Origin of the sequence: Mycobacterium sp. (genome assembly GCF_040509115.1) — a bacterium.
Classification (GTDB): Bacteria; Actinomycetota; Actinomycetes; order Mycobacteriales; family Mycobacteriaceae; genus Mycobacterium.
This window is the reverse complement of record NZ_JBEVLO010000148.1, coordinates 1-14741: the sequence shown is the minus strand read 5'-3', so window position 1 is coordinate 14741 and position 14741 is coordinate 1. Positions and strand designations below refer to the sequence as shown.

Sequence of the window (14741 nt, the reverse complement as noted above, 5' to 3'; positions counted from 1 at the left end):
CCGCCGAGGTGACGGCGCGACTGAACGCAATCAAGTCCGACGACGTGGCGACGCTCGTCTACACCTCCGGCACCACCGGCAGGCCCAAGGGCTGCCAGTTGACGCACTCCAACCTGCTTTACGAGATGCGTGGTGCCAAGGCCAGCTTCCCGGCGTTGCTGGACAAGGGCGAGAAGCTGCTGGTGTTCTTGCCGCTGGCCCACGTGCTCGCGCGCGCGATCACGATCTGCGCGTTCAGCAACAAGGTGACCCTCGGCTTTACCAGCGACGTCAAGAACCTGGTGCCCATACTCGCCGTGTTCAAGCCCACCCTGGTGGTCTCGGTGCCGCGCGTGTTCGAGAAGGTCTACAACACCGCCGAGCAGAACGCGCACGACGGCGGCAAGGACAAGATCTTCGCGCTGGCCGCCAGGACCGCGATCGAGTGGAGCGAGGCTCGGGCCACGGGACGGCCCGGTCTGCTGCTCAACCTCAAGCACGCCCTGTTCGACCGCCTGGTCTACGGCAAGCTACGGGCGGCCCTCGGCGGCAACTGCGGTGCGGCCATTTCCGGCGGCGCCCCGCTGGGCGCGCGGCTCGGCCACTTCTACCGCGGCGTCGGCGTCACCATCTACGAGGGCTACGGGCTCACCGAGACCAGCGCGGCGATCACCGTCAACAGGGTCGGGGACATCAAGGTGGGCTCGGTCGGAAAGCTCTTGCCCGGCAACAGCATGCGCCTGGGCGACGACGGCGAGCTGCTGGTGTCCGGTGGGGTCGTGTTCCACGGTTACTGGCACAACGAAGACGAGACGGGGAAGGTGTTCACCACCGACGCGAGGAGCGATGGAACCAAGGTCGACTGGTTCCACACCGGCGACCTCGGCGCGATCGACGACGACGGCTTCCTGACGATCGTCGGCCGCAAGAAGGAGATCATCGTGACCGCGGGCGGCAAGAACGTCGCGCCCGCTCTGCTGGAGGACCGGCTCCGCGCCCATCCGTTGATCAGCCAGGCCATGGCCGTCGGCGACGCCCAGCCGTTCATCGCCGCGCTCATCACCATCGACCCGGAGGCGTTTACCGGCTGGAAGCAGCGCAATGGCAAGGACGCCTCGGCCACGGTGGGTGACCTCGCCGAGGACCCGGATCTGCTCGCCGAGGTGGACCTCGCGGTCAAGGACGCCAATCAGGCCGTGTCCCACGCGGAGTCGATTCGCAAGTTCCGCATCCTGCCCGTCGACTTCACCGAGGACACCGGCGAGCTGACACCGACGCTGAAGGTCAAGCGCAAGGTCGTCGCCGAGAAGTTCGCCAGCGACATCGACGCCCTGTACGCCAAGCGCGACAACTAGCCGGTCAGCAGCGTCGAAAGCCGCTCGGCCTTGGCGCTCCACTGCCAATTCTCGACGACCCATCGGCGGCCCGCCGCGCCCATCGCCGCGGCTCTGTCCGGGTCGGCGAGAAGGTCGCCGGTCGCCGCCGCGATGGCACCGACGTCCCACCCGTCGACCACCAGCCCGGTCTCGCCGTCGAGGACCGACTCCGGGGCGCCGCCCGACCGGCCCGCGACGACGGGTACGCCGGTGGCCGAGGCCTCCAGGTAGACGATGCCGAACCCCTCGACGTCCAACCCCGAGCCACGGGTCCGGCACGGCATGGCGAACACGTCGGCCATCGCATGGTGGGCGGGCAGTTCGTCGGCGGGCACGCCCTCGGTGAACACCACGTGCTCGGACACCCCGAACGAGTGCGCGAGCCCGCGCAGGGTGTCCAGATGGGGGCCGCCTCCGACGATCACCAGCGCGGTCCCGTCGACGCGCTGCCGAATGGCGGGAAGCGCGCGGATCAACATGTCCTGTCCCTTGCGCGGCACCAGGCGGGACACGCAGACGATCACCGGCCGGTCGCCCAGGCGGTAGCGGGCCCGAAGCTCGGCCCTGGCGACCGAGTTCGGCTCGAACCGGGTCGTCTCAACACCGGGCGACAACCGCTCCAAGCCGGCCCGGGGTCCGAAGGCGGCAGCGAACCGACCGCGGGTGTACTGGCTGATGAACGTGACGACGTCGGTGTCGTTGCCGATGCGCCGCAGCGCCGTCCTGGCCAGCGGAAGCATCGACCACCCGACCTCGTGGCCGTGCGTGCTGGCGATCACCCGGCGCGCCCCCGCCTCCCTGGCCAACGGCGCCAACAGGGCGAGCGGCGCAGCGGCCCCGAACCACACGGTGTCGATGTCGTGGCTGCTGATGAGCCTCCGCATGCGGAGGGCCACCGACGGCTCGGGGAGCATCAACGTCGTCGGGTGCCGCACCACCGCGTAGTCGGTGCCCTGGGCCGCGGCGGCTCGCTGGGCCCGGCCGTCGTATTCCTCGGCGCCCTTCCACCTCGGCGCGTACACCGTGAAGGAGTGCCGTCCGGTCTTGACCAGCTCCCCCACCAGGTTCTCCAGGTAGGACTGGATGCCGCCGCGTCGCGGCGGGAAGTCGTTGGTCACCAGCAGGACGCGATTCATCGCGGCAAGGCTAGCCGCTCAGCCAGGCGCGCCATGACGCCAGCACCTGTCCGGTGCCTGCGCCGAGCGTGTCGCTGATGGCCTTCGCCGCGTTGGGGTGGCCGTCGCCGCACGCGGTGAGGTACAGCTGGCGCAGGGTCTCCGCGCCGTATCGGTTGGCGACGAAGCGGCTGAACCACCATGCCCTGTCGTACGCCAGCGACCGGACCGGACCGGCGGTGTCGAGGTCCGCATCGGTGGGCAGGTGGGCAAGCTCGTCGGCGCGCTCGGGTGTCGGCATGGGCGTCGGGGGCCGTCCCACGTAGTCCGCGACGCCCTCGGTGAGCCAGCGCGGCGCGTCGGCCGCGGTACGCGCCCTTGCCGCGTAGTGGAACAGTTCGTGACGCAACACGATTCGCAGTGACGCTTCGCTCATTGCCGACGCTCCCGGTGCGAACACCACGCGATCGGTCGTGGTCGCGGCCGCGATGTCCGGCCCACCGCCTGCCAGCGTCCGGAACTCCTCGTCGGTGTCGGTGAGGACCACGATCACGTTGCGGCGCCAGTCGTCGCCCCAGAATGCGGTCACCGCATCGGCGGCGCCGTCGAGTTCGGCGGTGATCCGGCCCGCGAGATCTGCGGTCCGCTCACCGCCGAGGGCCACCAGCGAGACGGTACGGCCGTCGCGCAGCACCAGCGCGTCCGACGGCGCGCTGGACGAGTCGATGGTGGCGGCAGTCGGCGACGCCTGGCCGGTCCGGGGTGGATCCTCCTGGCCGCCAAAGGGCTCGGCGATCAGTACGACGGCGACGACGAGCTCGACGAGCAGCAGCAGACCGAGGAAGGGGCGCTCGGGACGGGCGGATCTCTTGGGTCCGGCGGACGTGTCAGTAACGCCGGACGTCAGTAACGCCGGACGTTGTAGATCGGCGCATTGTCCACCGGGGCCACGCGCACCGGTGTGCCGTAGGTCGAGGCGTGCACCATCATGCCGTCGCCGATGTAGATGCCCACGTGCGACGCGTCGGAGTAATAGGTGACGAGGTCGCCCGGTTGCATCTGGTCCCTGGAGACGGGCTGGCCACCCTGCGCGAGCGCCTGACTGGAGTGCGGCAGCGCGACGCCCGCCTGCTGGAACGACCACATCACCAGACCGGAGCAGTCAAACGCGCTTGGGCCGGATCCACCCCACGAGTACGGCGATCCGATCCGCGTCAGGGCGGCTTGCACGGCGACCATTCCCTCTCCGCCTGCGGGAGGAACGGCAGCTTCCGGCGGGGCGAGATCACCGGGGTTGATTCCGGTCGGCGCGTCAGCAAGTACCTCGGGAGCCTCGGGCGGTGGCACTGCCTCGGGAGCCGGGGCGGGAGGTACCGCGGCAAGAGCCTCGCGCTGGGCGGGGGTCAGCGCCGTGTACTGCGACTTGACGATCGCCATCTGCACTTGCAGTTTGCTTTGCTTGGATTGCAAGTCCGCGCGCACTGCCGCGGCCTGCTCGGCAGCGGTCTTGGCGTCAGCGGCCGACTTAGCGGACTCCGCCTCGGCCGTAGTAGCCAGCGCGCTCGCGCTGGTGAAGTTCTTCATCTGCACGGACATCTCGGTGGCCATCACCCGCTGCACCGACAACTGGTCGATGAGGCGTTGCGGGGAGTCCGCCGTGAGCATGGCGTCGAGCCCGTCGGTACGGCCACCCATGTACTGCGAAGCAGCAACGTTGTTGACAGCGGTCTGGAAGGTTGCCAGCTGCGCGTTGGCCGCGTCGACCGCTCCGAGATCGGCGACGTGCTTTGCCTCGGCCGCCTTCTGCGCTGCCAGCTTGTTGTCCAAATCGAGCTGGGCGCTGTGCATTGCCTCGGTGGTCTGCTCGGCCTGCCTGGACAGTTCGTTGAGCTTTGCCAGAGCATCGTCGGCCGGATCGGCCTGCACACTGCCTGCAAGCACCCCGCCCAACACCATCAACCCTGCTATCGCACCAACTACCGGTCGCCGAAGACCACGTGCGCTCCGGTGCATAGCCTCAAACCTCAAGATTTCGCGTCCTTCAACTGCCGTAAGCGAGCCGCTCGAACTGCGTTAGGTCTCAGATAGGTTACGAAACGGCATCGGGGTTGTCCAACAGAAGACGCAAATTTAACAGGCGCCACGGGAATTTTTTGCCCACCCGTGGGTACGGGCACCCTTAGGCGACCCCGTCGGCCCCCTTCCGGTGAATCGGAATCAGCCGCAGCCGCGGCGCCAATCCGGCGTCTGCGAGGACTTCCAGTGCCCGCCGCTCATCGGCCAGCAAAGTATCTGGCACGCCGAGCAACACACTGACAACACAGTCGTTACAGCCCGGTCCGCGCACGGCGCAGTCGTCGCAGTCGATGTGAAGCGTCCCGGCGTCGCCGCCGGGTGGGCCCTTTTGCACGGGCAGCGCATCTAGCTGGACATCGGGCAGGTCGGGCCGCGCCTCCGGTCGAGTCATGCTCGCGCTCCTTTCATTCGTCGAATCTTCGTTCGAGTCATCCGCACGGTAACGAGACCCCCCGACAACCCGACACGCGAATCACATCCGTGTCAGTCGTTGTCGGTCCGACGGCTTACGGTCCCGGCATGGGTCAGCTCAGCTTCGGCGACGTCGACGACCCCGACATGGCCTGCTGGGCGGACGTGGCTCTACGCGACACCACGTTCGTCGTCGTGGACCTGGAGACCACCGGCGGCCGCCACAGCACTGGCGCGAACGGCGAGGGCCATGACGCCATCACCGAGATCGGCGCGGTGAAGATCCGCGGGGGCGAGGTCCTCGGCGAGCTCGCCACGCTCGTCGATCCCGGCCGGTCCATCCCCCCACAGATCGTCGCGCTCACGGGCATCACCACCGCGATGGTGTGCGACGCACCCACCATCGACTCCGTCTTGCCCGCGTTCCTCGAGTTCTCCCGCGGCGCGGTGCTGGTGGCCCACAACGCAGGGTTCGACGTCGGGTTCCTGCGCGCGGCCGCCGAACGCCTGAACCTCCCGTGGAAGCGGCCTCCCGTGCTGTGCACGGTCAAGCTCGCGCGTCGAGTGCTCACCCGCGACGAGGCCCCCAGCGTCCGGCTGTCCGCGCTGGCGCAGCTGTTCGGAGCGTCCACCACTCCCACGCACCGGGCCCTTGATGACGCCCGTGCCACCGTCGACGTGTTGCACGCACTCATCGCCCGCGTCGGGAACCAGGGCATCCACACCTACGCCGACCTGCGCTCGTATCTGCCCGACGTGACGCCCGCCCAGCGCAGCAACCGCAGGCTGGCCACGGGGCTCCCACGCCGCCCAGGCGTCTACCTGTTCCGCGGGCCGTCCGATGAGGTGCTCTACGTCGGCACCGCCGTCGACCTCCGGCGCCGGGTGGCGCAGTACTTCACCGGAGCCGATCCGCGCGCCCGGATGAAGGAGATGGCGTCGCTGGCCACTCGGGTCGACCACGTCGAGTGCGCACACGAGCTCGAGGCGGGCGTACGGGAGCTGCGCCTGCTGGCCGCGCACGCTCCCCCGTACAACCGAAAGTCCAAGTTCCCCCACCGATGGTGGTGGCTGGTGCTCACCGACGAGGCGTTCCCCCGCTTCTCGGTGGTGCGCGCACCCAAACACGACCGCGTGATCGGACCGTTCCGCGCCCGCGCCGACGCCGTCGAGACGGCTGCGCTGCTGGCCCGCGTCACCGGCGTGCGGACGTGCACCTCGCGCCTTGGCCGTTCGGCGCTGCACGGACCGTCGTGCGTGCTCGTCGAGCTGTCGCCGTGCCCGGCGGCCCGCGACGTCACGGCCGCCGAGTACGTCACCGCACCGACACGGGCGGGCGCACTCATCGCAGGCACCGACGACTCCCCCATCTCCGACGCCATCGCCACCCTGCAGAGGCTGGCCGCCGCAGGCCGGTACGAAACCGCCGCCCGGATGCGTGACCACGCGGTGACCGCCATCGAGACACTTTGGCGGGGACAGCGGCTGCGCGCACTCACCACCGTCGACGAGCTGGTCGCCGCTCGGCCCGACGGTGCGGGCGGCTGGCACCTGGCGGTGGTGCGCCGCGGTCAGCTGGCCGCAGCGGGCAATGCGCGCCGTGGCGTTCCCCCGATGCCCGTCGTCGACGCCATTTGCGCTGCCGCGCAATCGATTCTGCCGACACAAGCGCCGCTCGGCGGCACGCTGGTCGAAGAGACGGCGCTCATCGCCAGGTGGCTCGGCCAGGCCGGGGTCCGCATCGTGCGCGTCGAGACCGAATCCGGAGACGGCTACGCCACCCCGCTCGGCGTCGCGGGCAGGCACGCGGCGTGGGCGGGCACGGCCCGGTCGGCAGGCGTCGCGGCCAAGCAGCTGACGAGGTCAGAGCTGCTGAGTGAACCGCACCCATCGCGCGAGCTGCTTCTCGGCCGCCCCCGAGTCGATCGCGTCGGCGGCCCGCTCCAGACCGGCCTCCCACGCAGGCACCCATTTGGCGTCGCTGGATAGCCCCGCGTGGGCCACCATCGCACCGGCCGCGTTCAGTACCACCGCATCGCGCACCGCGCCCTTCGCACCCGCGAACACCTCGCGCACCGACCGCGCGTTGGCCTCGGCGTCGCCGCCCCGCAGCTCACGCAGGTCGGCACGCTCGAAGCCGAATGCCGCCGGGTCGAACGTCAGCCGCTCCACGGTGCCCGCCTGGACGCGCCAGATGGTGCTCGTCGTCGTGGTGGTCAGCTCGTCGAGACCGTCGTCACCGTGCACCACCAGCACGCTGGAACCGCGGGCCGCCAGCACTCCGGCCATCACCTCCGAGAGGTCGGCCCACGCGCAGCCGATCAACCCGGCCCGGGGTGCGGCCGGATTGGTCAGCGGGCCAAGCAGATTGAAGACCGTCGGGACGCCAATCTCGCGTCGCACCGCCGACGCGTGTCGGTAGGACGGATGGAACGTCGGCGCGAAGCAGAATCCGATGCCCACCTCGGCCACGCTGCGTGCCACGTCCTCGGGTCCCAGATCGATGCGCACGCCGAGCGCCTCGAGTGTGTCGGCACCGCCGGACAGCGACGACGCCGCGCGGTTGCCGTGTTTGACGACGGGCACCCCGCTCGCAGCGACCACGATCGACGCCATGGTGGACAGGTTGACGGTGTTCGCCCCGTCGCCGCCCGTGCCCACCACGTCCACCGAGTTGCGGCCGATCACGTCGGTCGGCACCCGGCGTGCATGCCGAAGCATGATGTCGGCCAGCTCGGCAACCTCCGCGGACGTCGGGCGCTTCATCTTCATCGCGATCGCGAATCCGGAGATCTGGGCCGGCGTCGCCGCCCCGGTCATGATCTGATCCATCGCCCACGCCGCCTGCCCGCTGGCAAGGGATTGTCCGGTCGTCAGTCGGCCGAGGATCTGCGGCCACGTGGGGGAATCGTCGGAAGTCACGAACTGATTATTACGAATCTTGCGACCCGGGTGGAGATCATCAACTACAAAGCGTCATACTTGCGGATGTGACGAGTGCTGTAGGGACCTCGGGAACCGCGATCACGGCGCGCGTGCATTCGCTGAACCGACCCAACATGGTAAGTGTCGGCACCATAGTGTGGCTTTCCAGCGAGCTGATGTTCTTTGCTGGACTGTTCGCCATGTACTTCACCGCGAGAGCCCAGGCGGGGGGTGACTGGCCGCCCCATCCCACCGAGCTGAACCTGGCGCTGGCCGTGCCCGTGACCCTGGTGCTGATCGCGTCGTCGTTCACGTGCCAGATGGGTGTCTTCGCCGCCGAACGCGGCGACGTCTTCGGGCTGCGGCGGTGGTACGTCCTGACCTTCGTGATGGGCGCGTTCTTCGTCGGCGGCCAGGGCTACGAGTACTACCACCTGGTGGCCGAGGGCACCACGATCCCCGGCAGCGCATACGGCACGGTCTTCTACCTCGCCACCGGCTTCCACGGCCTGCACGTCATCGGCGGTCTCGTCGCCTTCATCTTCCTGCTGGCGCGCACGCGAATGAGCAAGTTCACCCCCGCGCAGGCCACGGCTGCGATCGTGGTGTCGTACTACTGGCACTTCGTCGACATCGTGTGGATCGCGTTGTTCGCCGTCATCTACTTCGTCCGGTGACCGGGCGATGAGCTCAAGCGAGAACCAGCCGATGAGAAGGGGATCGATGACCAGCAAGTCTCGCCGTCGGCTACGCCGGCGATTGTCGGCAGCACTGCTGCTGTTGACCGGACTTCTCGTCGCAGGGGGCATCGCGGCAACGCTGACGCCCAAGCCGCAGGTGGCCGTCGCCGACGAGTCGTCGCTGGCCCAGCTGCGTACCGGCAAGCAGTTGTTCGAGACTTCCTGCATCTCCTGCCACGGCGCCAACCTTCAGGGCGTTCCCGACCGCGGCCCCAGCCTGATCGGCACCGGTGAGGCCGCCGTCTACTTCCAGGTCTCCACCGGCCGCATGCCCGCCATGCGTGGCGAGGCGCAGGCACCCCGCAAGGACCCGGTCTTCGACCCTCAGCAGATCGATGCCCTTGGCGCCTACGTGCAGGCCAACGGCGGCGGCCCCATCGTGCCGCGCGACGCGAACGGCGGTATCGCACAGCACGATCTGATCGGCAACGACGTCGCGCGTGGCGGCGACCTTTTCCGGCTGAACTGCGCGTCGTGCCACAACTTCACGGGCAAGGGCGGCGCACTGTCGTCCGGCAAGTACGCACCCGACCTCAGTGAGGCCGAACCCGCACAGATCTACACCGCGATGCTGACCGGGCCGCAGAACATGCCCAAATTCTCGGACCGGCAGCTCAGCCCCGACGAGAAGAAGGACATCGTGGCATACGTCCGCGAAGCATCGGAGACGCCCAACCCCGGTGGCTACGGCCTCGGTGGGTTTGGTCCCGCACCAGAAGGGATGGCGGCCTGGATCATCGGCATGGTCGCCGTCATCGGCGCAGCGATGTGGGTGGGAGCACGTACGTGAGCGAGGACGTGAAGGGCGGCGACGTGACGGGCGGCGGTGTGAAGGGTAGCGACGTCCCCGACGCCGGCAACGAGCCGCGACGTCCGAGCGAAGCAGAGCTGGCCACCATGTCGCGTGAGGAACTCGTCGCGCTCGGCGGCAGGATCGACGGCGTCGAGACCGTCTTCAAGGAGAACCGCTGGCCCGTCGAGGGCACCAGGGCCGAGAAGCGGGCCGAGCGCACGGTCGCCTACTGGCTGCTGTTCGGCGGCTTGGCGGGCCTGGCGCTGCTAGTGATCTTCCTGTTCTGGCCGTGGGAGTACCAGCCCTACGGTTCCGAGGGCGAATTCCTCTACAGCCTCGCCACCCCGCTGTACGGCCTGACCTTCGGCGGCTCGATCCTGGCGATCGGCATCGGCGCCGTGCTCTTCCAGAAGAAGTTCATTCCGGAGGAGATCTCGATCCAGGACCGCCACGACGGCAGGTCGTCGGAGTTGGAGCGGCGCGCCACGGCGGCCAACCTGACCGATGCGCTGGAGACCTCGACGCTCAAGAGGCGCAAGCTGATCGGCCTCTCGCTGGGCATCGGGCTGGGAGCCTTCGGGCTCGGCACGCTGGTCGCCTTCGTCGGCGGTCTCATCAAGAATCCGTGGAAGCCGATCGTCCCCACCGCCGAAGGCAAGAAGGCCGTCCTGTGGACGTCGGGGTGGACCCCCCGCTTCCACGGCGAGACCATCTTCCTGGCCCGCGCGACGGGCATTCCTGGCGACTCGCCGTTCGTGAAGATGCGCCCCGAGGACTTGGACGCGGGCGGGATGGAGACGGTGTTTCCGTGGCGTGAGTCCGACGGCGACGGCACCACCGTCGAGTCGTCGCACAAGCTCACCGAGATCGGCATGGGCGTGCGCAACCCGGTCATGTTGATCCGCATCCGCCCCGAGGACATGAGCAAGGTGACCTTCCGGAAGGGCCAGGAGAGCTTCAACTTCGGCGACCTGTTCGCGTTCACCAAGGTGTGCTCGCACCTGGGTTGCCCGTCTTCGCTGTACGAGCAGCAGACCTACCGCATCCTCTGCCCCTGCCACCAGAGCCAGTTCGACGCATTGCACTTCGCCAAGCCGATCTTCGGCCCCGCAGCGCGCGCCCTTGCCCAGCTCCCGGTGACAATCGACGAGGATGGGTATCTAGTAGCAAACGGCGACTTCATCGAGCCCGTCGGACCGGCATTCTGGGAGCGAACGTCATGAGCCCAAAACTCGCTGACATTGCAGCCGCACAGGGCGACGCGATCGACTCGCGTTACCACCCGTCGGCGGCGGTGCGAAGGCAGCTGAACAAGGTCTTCCCCACGCACTGGTCGTTCCTGCTCGGCGAGATTGCGCTGTACAGCTTCATCGTGCTGCTCCTGACCGGCGTGTACCTGACGCTGTTCTTCGATCCGTCGATGGCGGAGGTCACCTATCACGGGGTGTACCAGCCACTCAACGGCGTTCAGATGTCGCGCGCATACGAGACCGCCCTTGACATCTCGTTCGAGATCCGCGGCGGGCTGTTCGTGCGCCAGGTTCACCACTGGGCGGCGCTGCTGTTTGCGGCGTCGATCATGGTGCACCTCGCCCGCATCTTCTTCACCGGCGCTTTCCGACGGCCCCGCGAGGCCAACTGGGTCATCGGCTCGCTGCTGCTGATCCTGGCGATGTTCGAGGGCTTCTTCGGCTACTCGCTGCCCGACGACCTGCTGTCGGGCACCGGCGTCCGCGCCGCCCTCTCCGGCATCTCGATGGGCATCCCGGTGATCGGAACCTGGTTGCACTGGGCTCTGTTCGGCGGCGACTTCCCAGGGACCATCTTCATTCCGCGGTTGTACGCATTGCACATCCTGCTGATCCCCGGCATCATCCTGGCGCTGATCGGCGTCCACCTGGCGATGGTCTGGTTCCAGAAGCACACCCAGTTCCCCGGCCCCGGCCGCACCGAGCACAACGTCGTCGGTGTGCGCGTCATGCCGGTCTTCGCGGTGAAGTCCGGTGCGTTCTTCGCGATGACGGTCGGCATCCTCGGCATCATGGGCGGCGTGCTGCAGATCAACCCGATCTGGCAGCTCGGTCCATACAAGCCATCGCAGGTCTCGGCGGGCAGCCAGCCCGACTTCTACATGATGTGGACCGACGGCCTCATCCGGCTCTGGCCCGCGTGGGAGTTCTATCCGGCCGGCCACACCATCCCACAGCCGGTGTGGATCGCTCTGCTCATGGGCTTGGTGTTCGGTCTGCTGACGGCCTATCCCTTCTTGGAGAAGAAGATGTCCGGTGACACGGCACATCACAACCTCCTGCAGCGACCCAGGGACGCTCCGGTCCGTACGGCCGTGGGGGCCATGGCCATCGCGTTCTACATCGTGCTGACCTTCGCGTGCATGAACGACATCATCGCGCTGAAGTTCCACGTCTCCTTGAACGCCACGACGTGGATCGGCCGCATCGGCATGGTGGTCCTGCCTGCAATCGTCTACTACATCACCTACCGGTGGTGCATCAGCCTGCAGCGCAGCGACCGCGCGGTGTTGGAGCACGGCATCGAGACCGGCATCCTCAAGCGTCTCCCGCACGGTGCCTACATCGAGCTGCACCAGCCGCTGGGCCCGGTCGACGAGCATGGTCACCCCATTCCGCTGGAGTACCAGGGCGCAGCACTGCCCAAGCGGATGAACAAGCTGGGCTCCGGCGGCGCTCCAGGGTCGGGTAGCTTCCTGATTCCGGATCCCAAGTCGGAGAACGACGCGCTCGCCGACGCCGCCCACGCGTCCGAGCACCGAGCTCTCACGCTCCTGAAGGAACGTCAGAGCAACGGGTCGAACGGGCACGGCTCCAATGGTCACGGCTCCGAAGGCAACGGCTCCAACGGTCACGGCTCCGACGGCAACGGCTCAAGCGGTCATCACTAGCTCCCCCGACGCCTGTAACGCAGACTGACCCCGCTCCACGCGAGCGGGGTCAGTCGCGTTTGGGACGCGGAACGCTGCTGGCGCCTCAGATCTGGTCGGGCTCGGAGGCGTCGAGCACGGCGTGCAGTTGCCGCAACGACCACCACGACACGGCGGGCATCGCCACCGTGATGAGCCCCGCCACGGCGTACACCGACCACGCGGCGACGTCGTGCCCGGAAGCCATCAGATAGGTGGCAACGCCGACACCCGTCAGCGCGGCGGCGATGGCGCCCGCGGTGACGGTCGTGAAACGCAGCCACACCTGATCGACGGCGGCCGCCGGAAACGCGACTCTACTGGTGGCGGGCGGAATGGGATGGCGACGCTGGACCGGAGCGCCGAACGGTGTGAGCCGTTGTGCCGCCGGGCTTCCCGCAGCCGGGGCGGCCGTGTCCGCGGGGCCGGTCTGCCGCCCCGTCGAGCCGGTAATCGCCGCCGCCTGCCGCGCCCGGATGAGCAGCGGAATGGCGCAGGCGATCACCGCCGCCGACACCCCGATGACGGTGTACAGAAGCCACGGGGTGTCCCCGCCGCCCGAGGAGACCTGATGGCCTCGGGCCAGGTCGACGAGCGCGACGATCGCCGCGACGGCCGCTCCGAGCGCAGCCAGCCACAGCACGATGCAGCCCGCGACGAGAATGCGGTCCACCTGGTCAGGCGCACCCGGCTTCAGCCGCGAGCGCCCCGCGGTGTCTCCGATGTCGATGTCATGGGTCATCAGCAGCTGGTCGTCCAGTCATTGTTGTTCTGCGACGCGATCGTTTGGCCGTCACTGCTCGTGATCGAGCAGTTCAACTTGCTCAGCCTCAGCAGGCTCGACGCCTGCACCGATCCGTACTCGGACATCGAGATCGGCTGCACCGTCAGCGACCACGGGATGTAGACGTTCTGCTGGGTGCGTTGCCTGCCCAACGCGTCGGTGTAGGTCACCGAGATGCGGTCCAGCGGCGCCTTGGTGCCCGTCACGGTGTAGGTGATGAACACGGGACCCGCCGGAGCGGTGGGGGGCGGCGGCGCGGCGGGGCTGGAGGCCGGCGGCGGAGCCGGCTCTTCGACCGGCGGCGGAGGAGGCGGCGGCTCCTCCGTCACCGTCACCGTCTCTGGCGGTGGTTCGGGCGGGGGTTCGCTTGGCGGAGGCGGTGGGGGCGGCGGAGGAGGCGGCGGTGGCGTGGTCGTCGTGATCTCGTCCTGCACGGGCGGAACCGTCGTCGTCGAACTGCTGGTGGCATTTCCGCTGGCATCGGTGGTGCTGTCGGTGCGGGTGACGAGCACGGCGACGGACACCACCAGGGAGATCGCAGCGACGATGGCCACCACGCCCACGACCCACGGCCATCGCGGCGGAGTGGCGTCGTCGTCGGTGTCCTTGGTCGAGTAGGAGTCGTAGTCGTGCAGCTCCAGCTCGCTGCCACCGGTGTAGCTCACATAGGGCGCCACGGTGTACTGCTCGGACTCGGGTGCGGAGTACGCCCTCGAGTGGATCTCCGTCTCACCGGTGTCCGGCTTGTCCCGAGTCGGTTCGTCCGGTTTCGGAGAATCCGGATCGGGGGGATTCGGCCCGCTCATCTACGCCTGTCCTTGTCGACTGCCTGGTGGGCGCCGCCGTCAGGGTTCTCAGCCCCGACAGATCGCGCCCCGGCAACCCTACCCAACGCGGCGGACCCAAGGCCGTCACTGCGCGATCCGTCAGCCAACTGAGGCCTTTATCGTGACCTTGCGCGGTGTGGGTCAGTGCTTCTCGGGACCGGTGTAGTACTCGAAGACCAGGCCGGCAACCGTGGCCAGTACGAAGCAGACGCCAGCGAAGAGCAACCACGGTAGCCACATCGCGACCCCGACGGCGGTCACCGACGCCGAAAGCGCGATCAGCAACGGCCACCAGCTGTGCGGGGCGTAGAAGCCCAACTCGCCCGCGCCGTCGGAGATTTCGGCGTCCTCGTAGTCCTCGGGGCGGGTATCGAGGCGCCTGGCGACGAAGCGGAAGAACGTGCCGGTGATGAGGGACAGCCCCGTCGTGAGAATCAGGGCGGTGGTACCAGCCCACTCGATGCCGGTGTTCCCATCGTGTCCGTTGCCGTAGATGGCGGTCAGGGTGCCGTAGACGACGGCGCAGAGCGCGAAGAACGCGGTCAGAAACTCGAAGAGCCTGGCTTCAATGTGCATCGGAGTCCCCTACTTGCTCGCCTGAGGTACCTGCTCGCCACGGCGCGATTCGAATGGGCGCGTCGTGACCGCCAGCGGCTCCTGGCCGATCGTCCTCAGCGCGTCGGCATTGGTCGCGTTCGGATTCTCTTCGCGGTACTGGAGGTAGGCCTTGAAGTCGTTGGGCTGTACGACACGTACCTCGAAGTTCATCATCGAGTG

13 protein-coding genes and 2 pseudogenes are annotated in these 14741 nt (G+C 68.2%); 6 read left to right on the top strand and 9 right to left on the bottom strand.

What is annotated here, in order from left to right:
- A partial coding sequence (locus ABW137_RS11175; RefSeq protein ID WP_526399818.1) for an AMP-dependent synthetase/ligase occupies positions 1 to 1334 on the top strand: 1334 nt, incomplete at its 5' end.
- Here ABW137_RS11175 and ABW137_RS11170 read toward each other — a convergent pair.
- The 4 genes from ABW137_RS11170 to ABW137_RS11155 form a co-directional block, all read right to left on the bottom strand.
- Entirely contained in the window at positions 1331 to 2491 is a 1161-nt protein-coding gene (locus tag ABW137_RS11170) for a glycosyltransferase family 4 protein (RefSeq protein WP_526399816.1), read from the bottom strand. The two genes, ABW137_RS11175 and ABW137_RS11170, sit on opposite strands and share 4 nt — an antisense overlap.
- Positions 2492 to 2501: 10 nt before the next feature.
- A complete protein-coding gene (locus ABW137_RS11165; protein ID WP_526399826.1) occupies positions 2502 to 3302 on the bottom strand; it encodes a peptidase in 801 nt (266 codons plus the stop codon).
- Between the two features lie 71 nt (positions 3303 to 3373).
- A complete protein-coding gene (ripC, locus tag ABW137_RS11160; RefSeq protein WP_526399814.1) occupies positions 3374 to 4498 on the bottom strand; it encodes a peptidoglycan hydrolase RipC in 1125 nt (374 codons plus the stop codon).
- Positions 4499 to 4649: 151 nt separating this feature from the next.
- A complete protein-coding gene (locus ABW137_RS11155; RefSeq protein ID WP_526399812.1) occupies positions 4650 to 4937 on the bottom strand; it encodes a hypothetical protein in 288 nt (95 codons plus the stop codon).
- A 128-nt stretch (positions 4938 to 5065) separates the two neighbouring features.
- On the opposite strand from ABW137_RS11155, the pseudogene ABW137_RS11150 reads away from it, so the two are divergent.
- Positions 5066 to 6883: pseudogene (locus ABW137_RS11150) on the top strand (DEDD exonuclease domain-containing protein); the annotation flags it as partial.
- On the opposite strand, the gene trpD reads toward ABW137_RS11150, so the two are convergent.
- Entirely contained in the window at positions 6821 to 7897 is a 1077-nt protein-coding gene (gene trpD, locus ABW137_RS11145; protein WP_526399824.1) for an anthranilate phosphoribosyltransferase, read from the bottom strand. The pseudogene ABW137_RS11150 and the gene trpD sit on opposite strands and share 63 nt — an antisense overlap.
- 50 nt (positions 7898 to 7947) lie before the next feature.
- On the opposite strand from trpD, the gene ctaE reads away from it, so the two are divergent.
- From ctaE to qcrB, 4 genes are read left to right on the top strand one after another with little or no spacing between them, the layout of a single operon-like run.
- Positions 7948 to 8559, top strand: coding sequence for an aa3-type cytochrome oxidase subunit III (ctaE, locus tag ABW137_RS11140; RefSeq protein ID WP_526399810.1), 612 nt, complete (start codon positions 7948 to 7950; stop codon positions 8557 to 8559).
- A 31-nt stretch (positions 8560 to 8590) separates the two neighbouring features.
- Positions 8591 to 9412: a cytochrome bc1 complex diheme cytochrome c subunit gene (gene qcrC / locus ABW137_RS11135; RefSeq protein ID WP_526399822.1), complete on the top strand. Its 822-nt coding sequence runs from the start codon at positions 8591 to 8593 to the stop codon at positions 9410 to 9412.
- Positions 9413 to 9435: 23 nt separating this feature from the next.
- Entirely contained in the window at positions 9436 to 10638 is a 1203-nt protein-coding gene (gene qcrA, locus ABW137_RS11130) for a cytochrome bc1 complex Rieske iron-sulfur subunit (RefSeq protein WP_526399820.1), read from the top strand.
- A complete protein-coding gene (gene qcrB, locus ABW137_RS11125) occupies positions 10635 to 12335 on the top strand; it encodes a cytochrome bc1 complex cytochrome b subunit (RefSeq protein WP_526399808.1) in 1701 nt (566 codons plus the stop codon). Before qcrA ends, qcrB begins: the two co-directional genes overlap by 4 nt.
- 85 nt (positions 12336 to 12420) lie before the next feature.
- On the opposite strand, the gene ABW137_RS11120 is transcribed toward qcrB, so the two are convergent.
- The 4 genes and pseudogenes from ABW137_RS11120 to ABW137_RS11105 all read right to left on the bottom strand — a co-directional run.
- Positions 12421 to 13095 carry a DUF2561 family protein gene (locus tag ABW137_RS11120; protein WP_526399806.1) on the bottom strand — a complete coding sequence of 225 codons (675 nt, stop codon included), beginning with the start codon at positions 13093 to 13095 and terminating at the stop codon, positions 12421 to 12423.
- Positions 13095 to 13943, bottom strand: coding sequence for a hypothetical protein (locus tag ABW137_RS11115; protein ID WP_526399804.1), 849 nt, complete (start codon positions 13941 to 13943; stop codon positions 13095 to 13097). Before ABW137_RS11115 ends, ABW137_RS11120 begins: the two co-directional genes overlap by 1 nt.
- 162 nt (positions 13944 to 14105) lie before the next feature.
- Positions 14106 to 14540 (bottom strand): aa3-type cytochrome oxidase subunit IV, encoded by a 435-nt coding sequence (gene ctaF, locus ABW137_RS11110; protein WP_526399802.1) that lies wholly within the window; start codon positions 14538 to 14540, stop codon positions 14106 to 14108.
- 9 nt (positions 14541 to 14549) lie between these two features.
- Positions 14550 to 14741 (bottom strand): annotated as a pseudogene (locus tag ABW137_RS11105) (aa3-type cytochrome oxidase subunit II); the annotation flags it as partial.

What these genes read in the sequence shown, in the direction of transcription:
- ABW137_RS11155 (WP_526399812.1), bottom strand. Translation starts at nt 4,937, where the DNA reads ATGACTCGACCGGAGGCGCGGCCCGACCTGCCCGATGTCCAGCTAGAT.
- ABW137_RS11170 (WP_526399816.1), bottom strand. Translation starts at nt 2,491, where the DNA reads ATGAATCGCGTCCTGCTGGTGACCAACGACTTCCCGCCGCGACGCGGC.
- qcrB (WP_526399808.1), top strand. Translation starts at nt 10,635, where the DNA reads ATGAGCCCAAAACTCGCTGACATTGCAGCCGCACAGGGCGACGCGATC.
- ctaF (WP_526399802.1), bottom strand. Translation starts at nt 14,540, where the DNA reads ATGCACATTGAAGCCAGGCTCTTCGAGTTTCTGACCGCGTTCTTCGCG.
- qcrC (WP_526399822.1), top strand. Translation starts at nt 8,591, where the DNA reads ATGAGAAGGGGATCGATGACCAGCAAGTCTCGCCGTCGGCTACGCCGG.
- ABW137_RS11115 (WP_526399804.1), bottom strand. Translation starts at nt 13,943, where the DNA reads ATGAGCGGGCCGAATCCCCCCGATCCGGATTCTCCGAAACCGGACGAA.
- ABW137_RS11120 (WP_526399806.1), bottom strand. Translation starts at nt 13,095, where the DNA reads ATGACCCATGACATCGACATCGGAGACACCGCGGGGCGCTCGCGGCTG.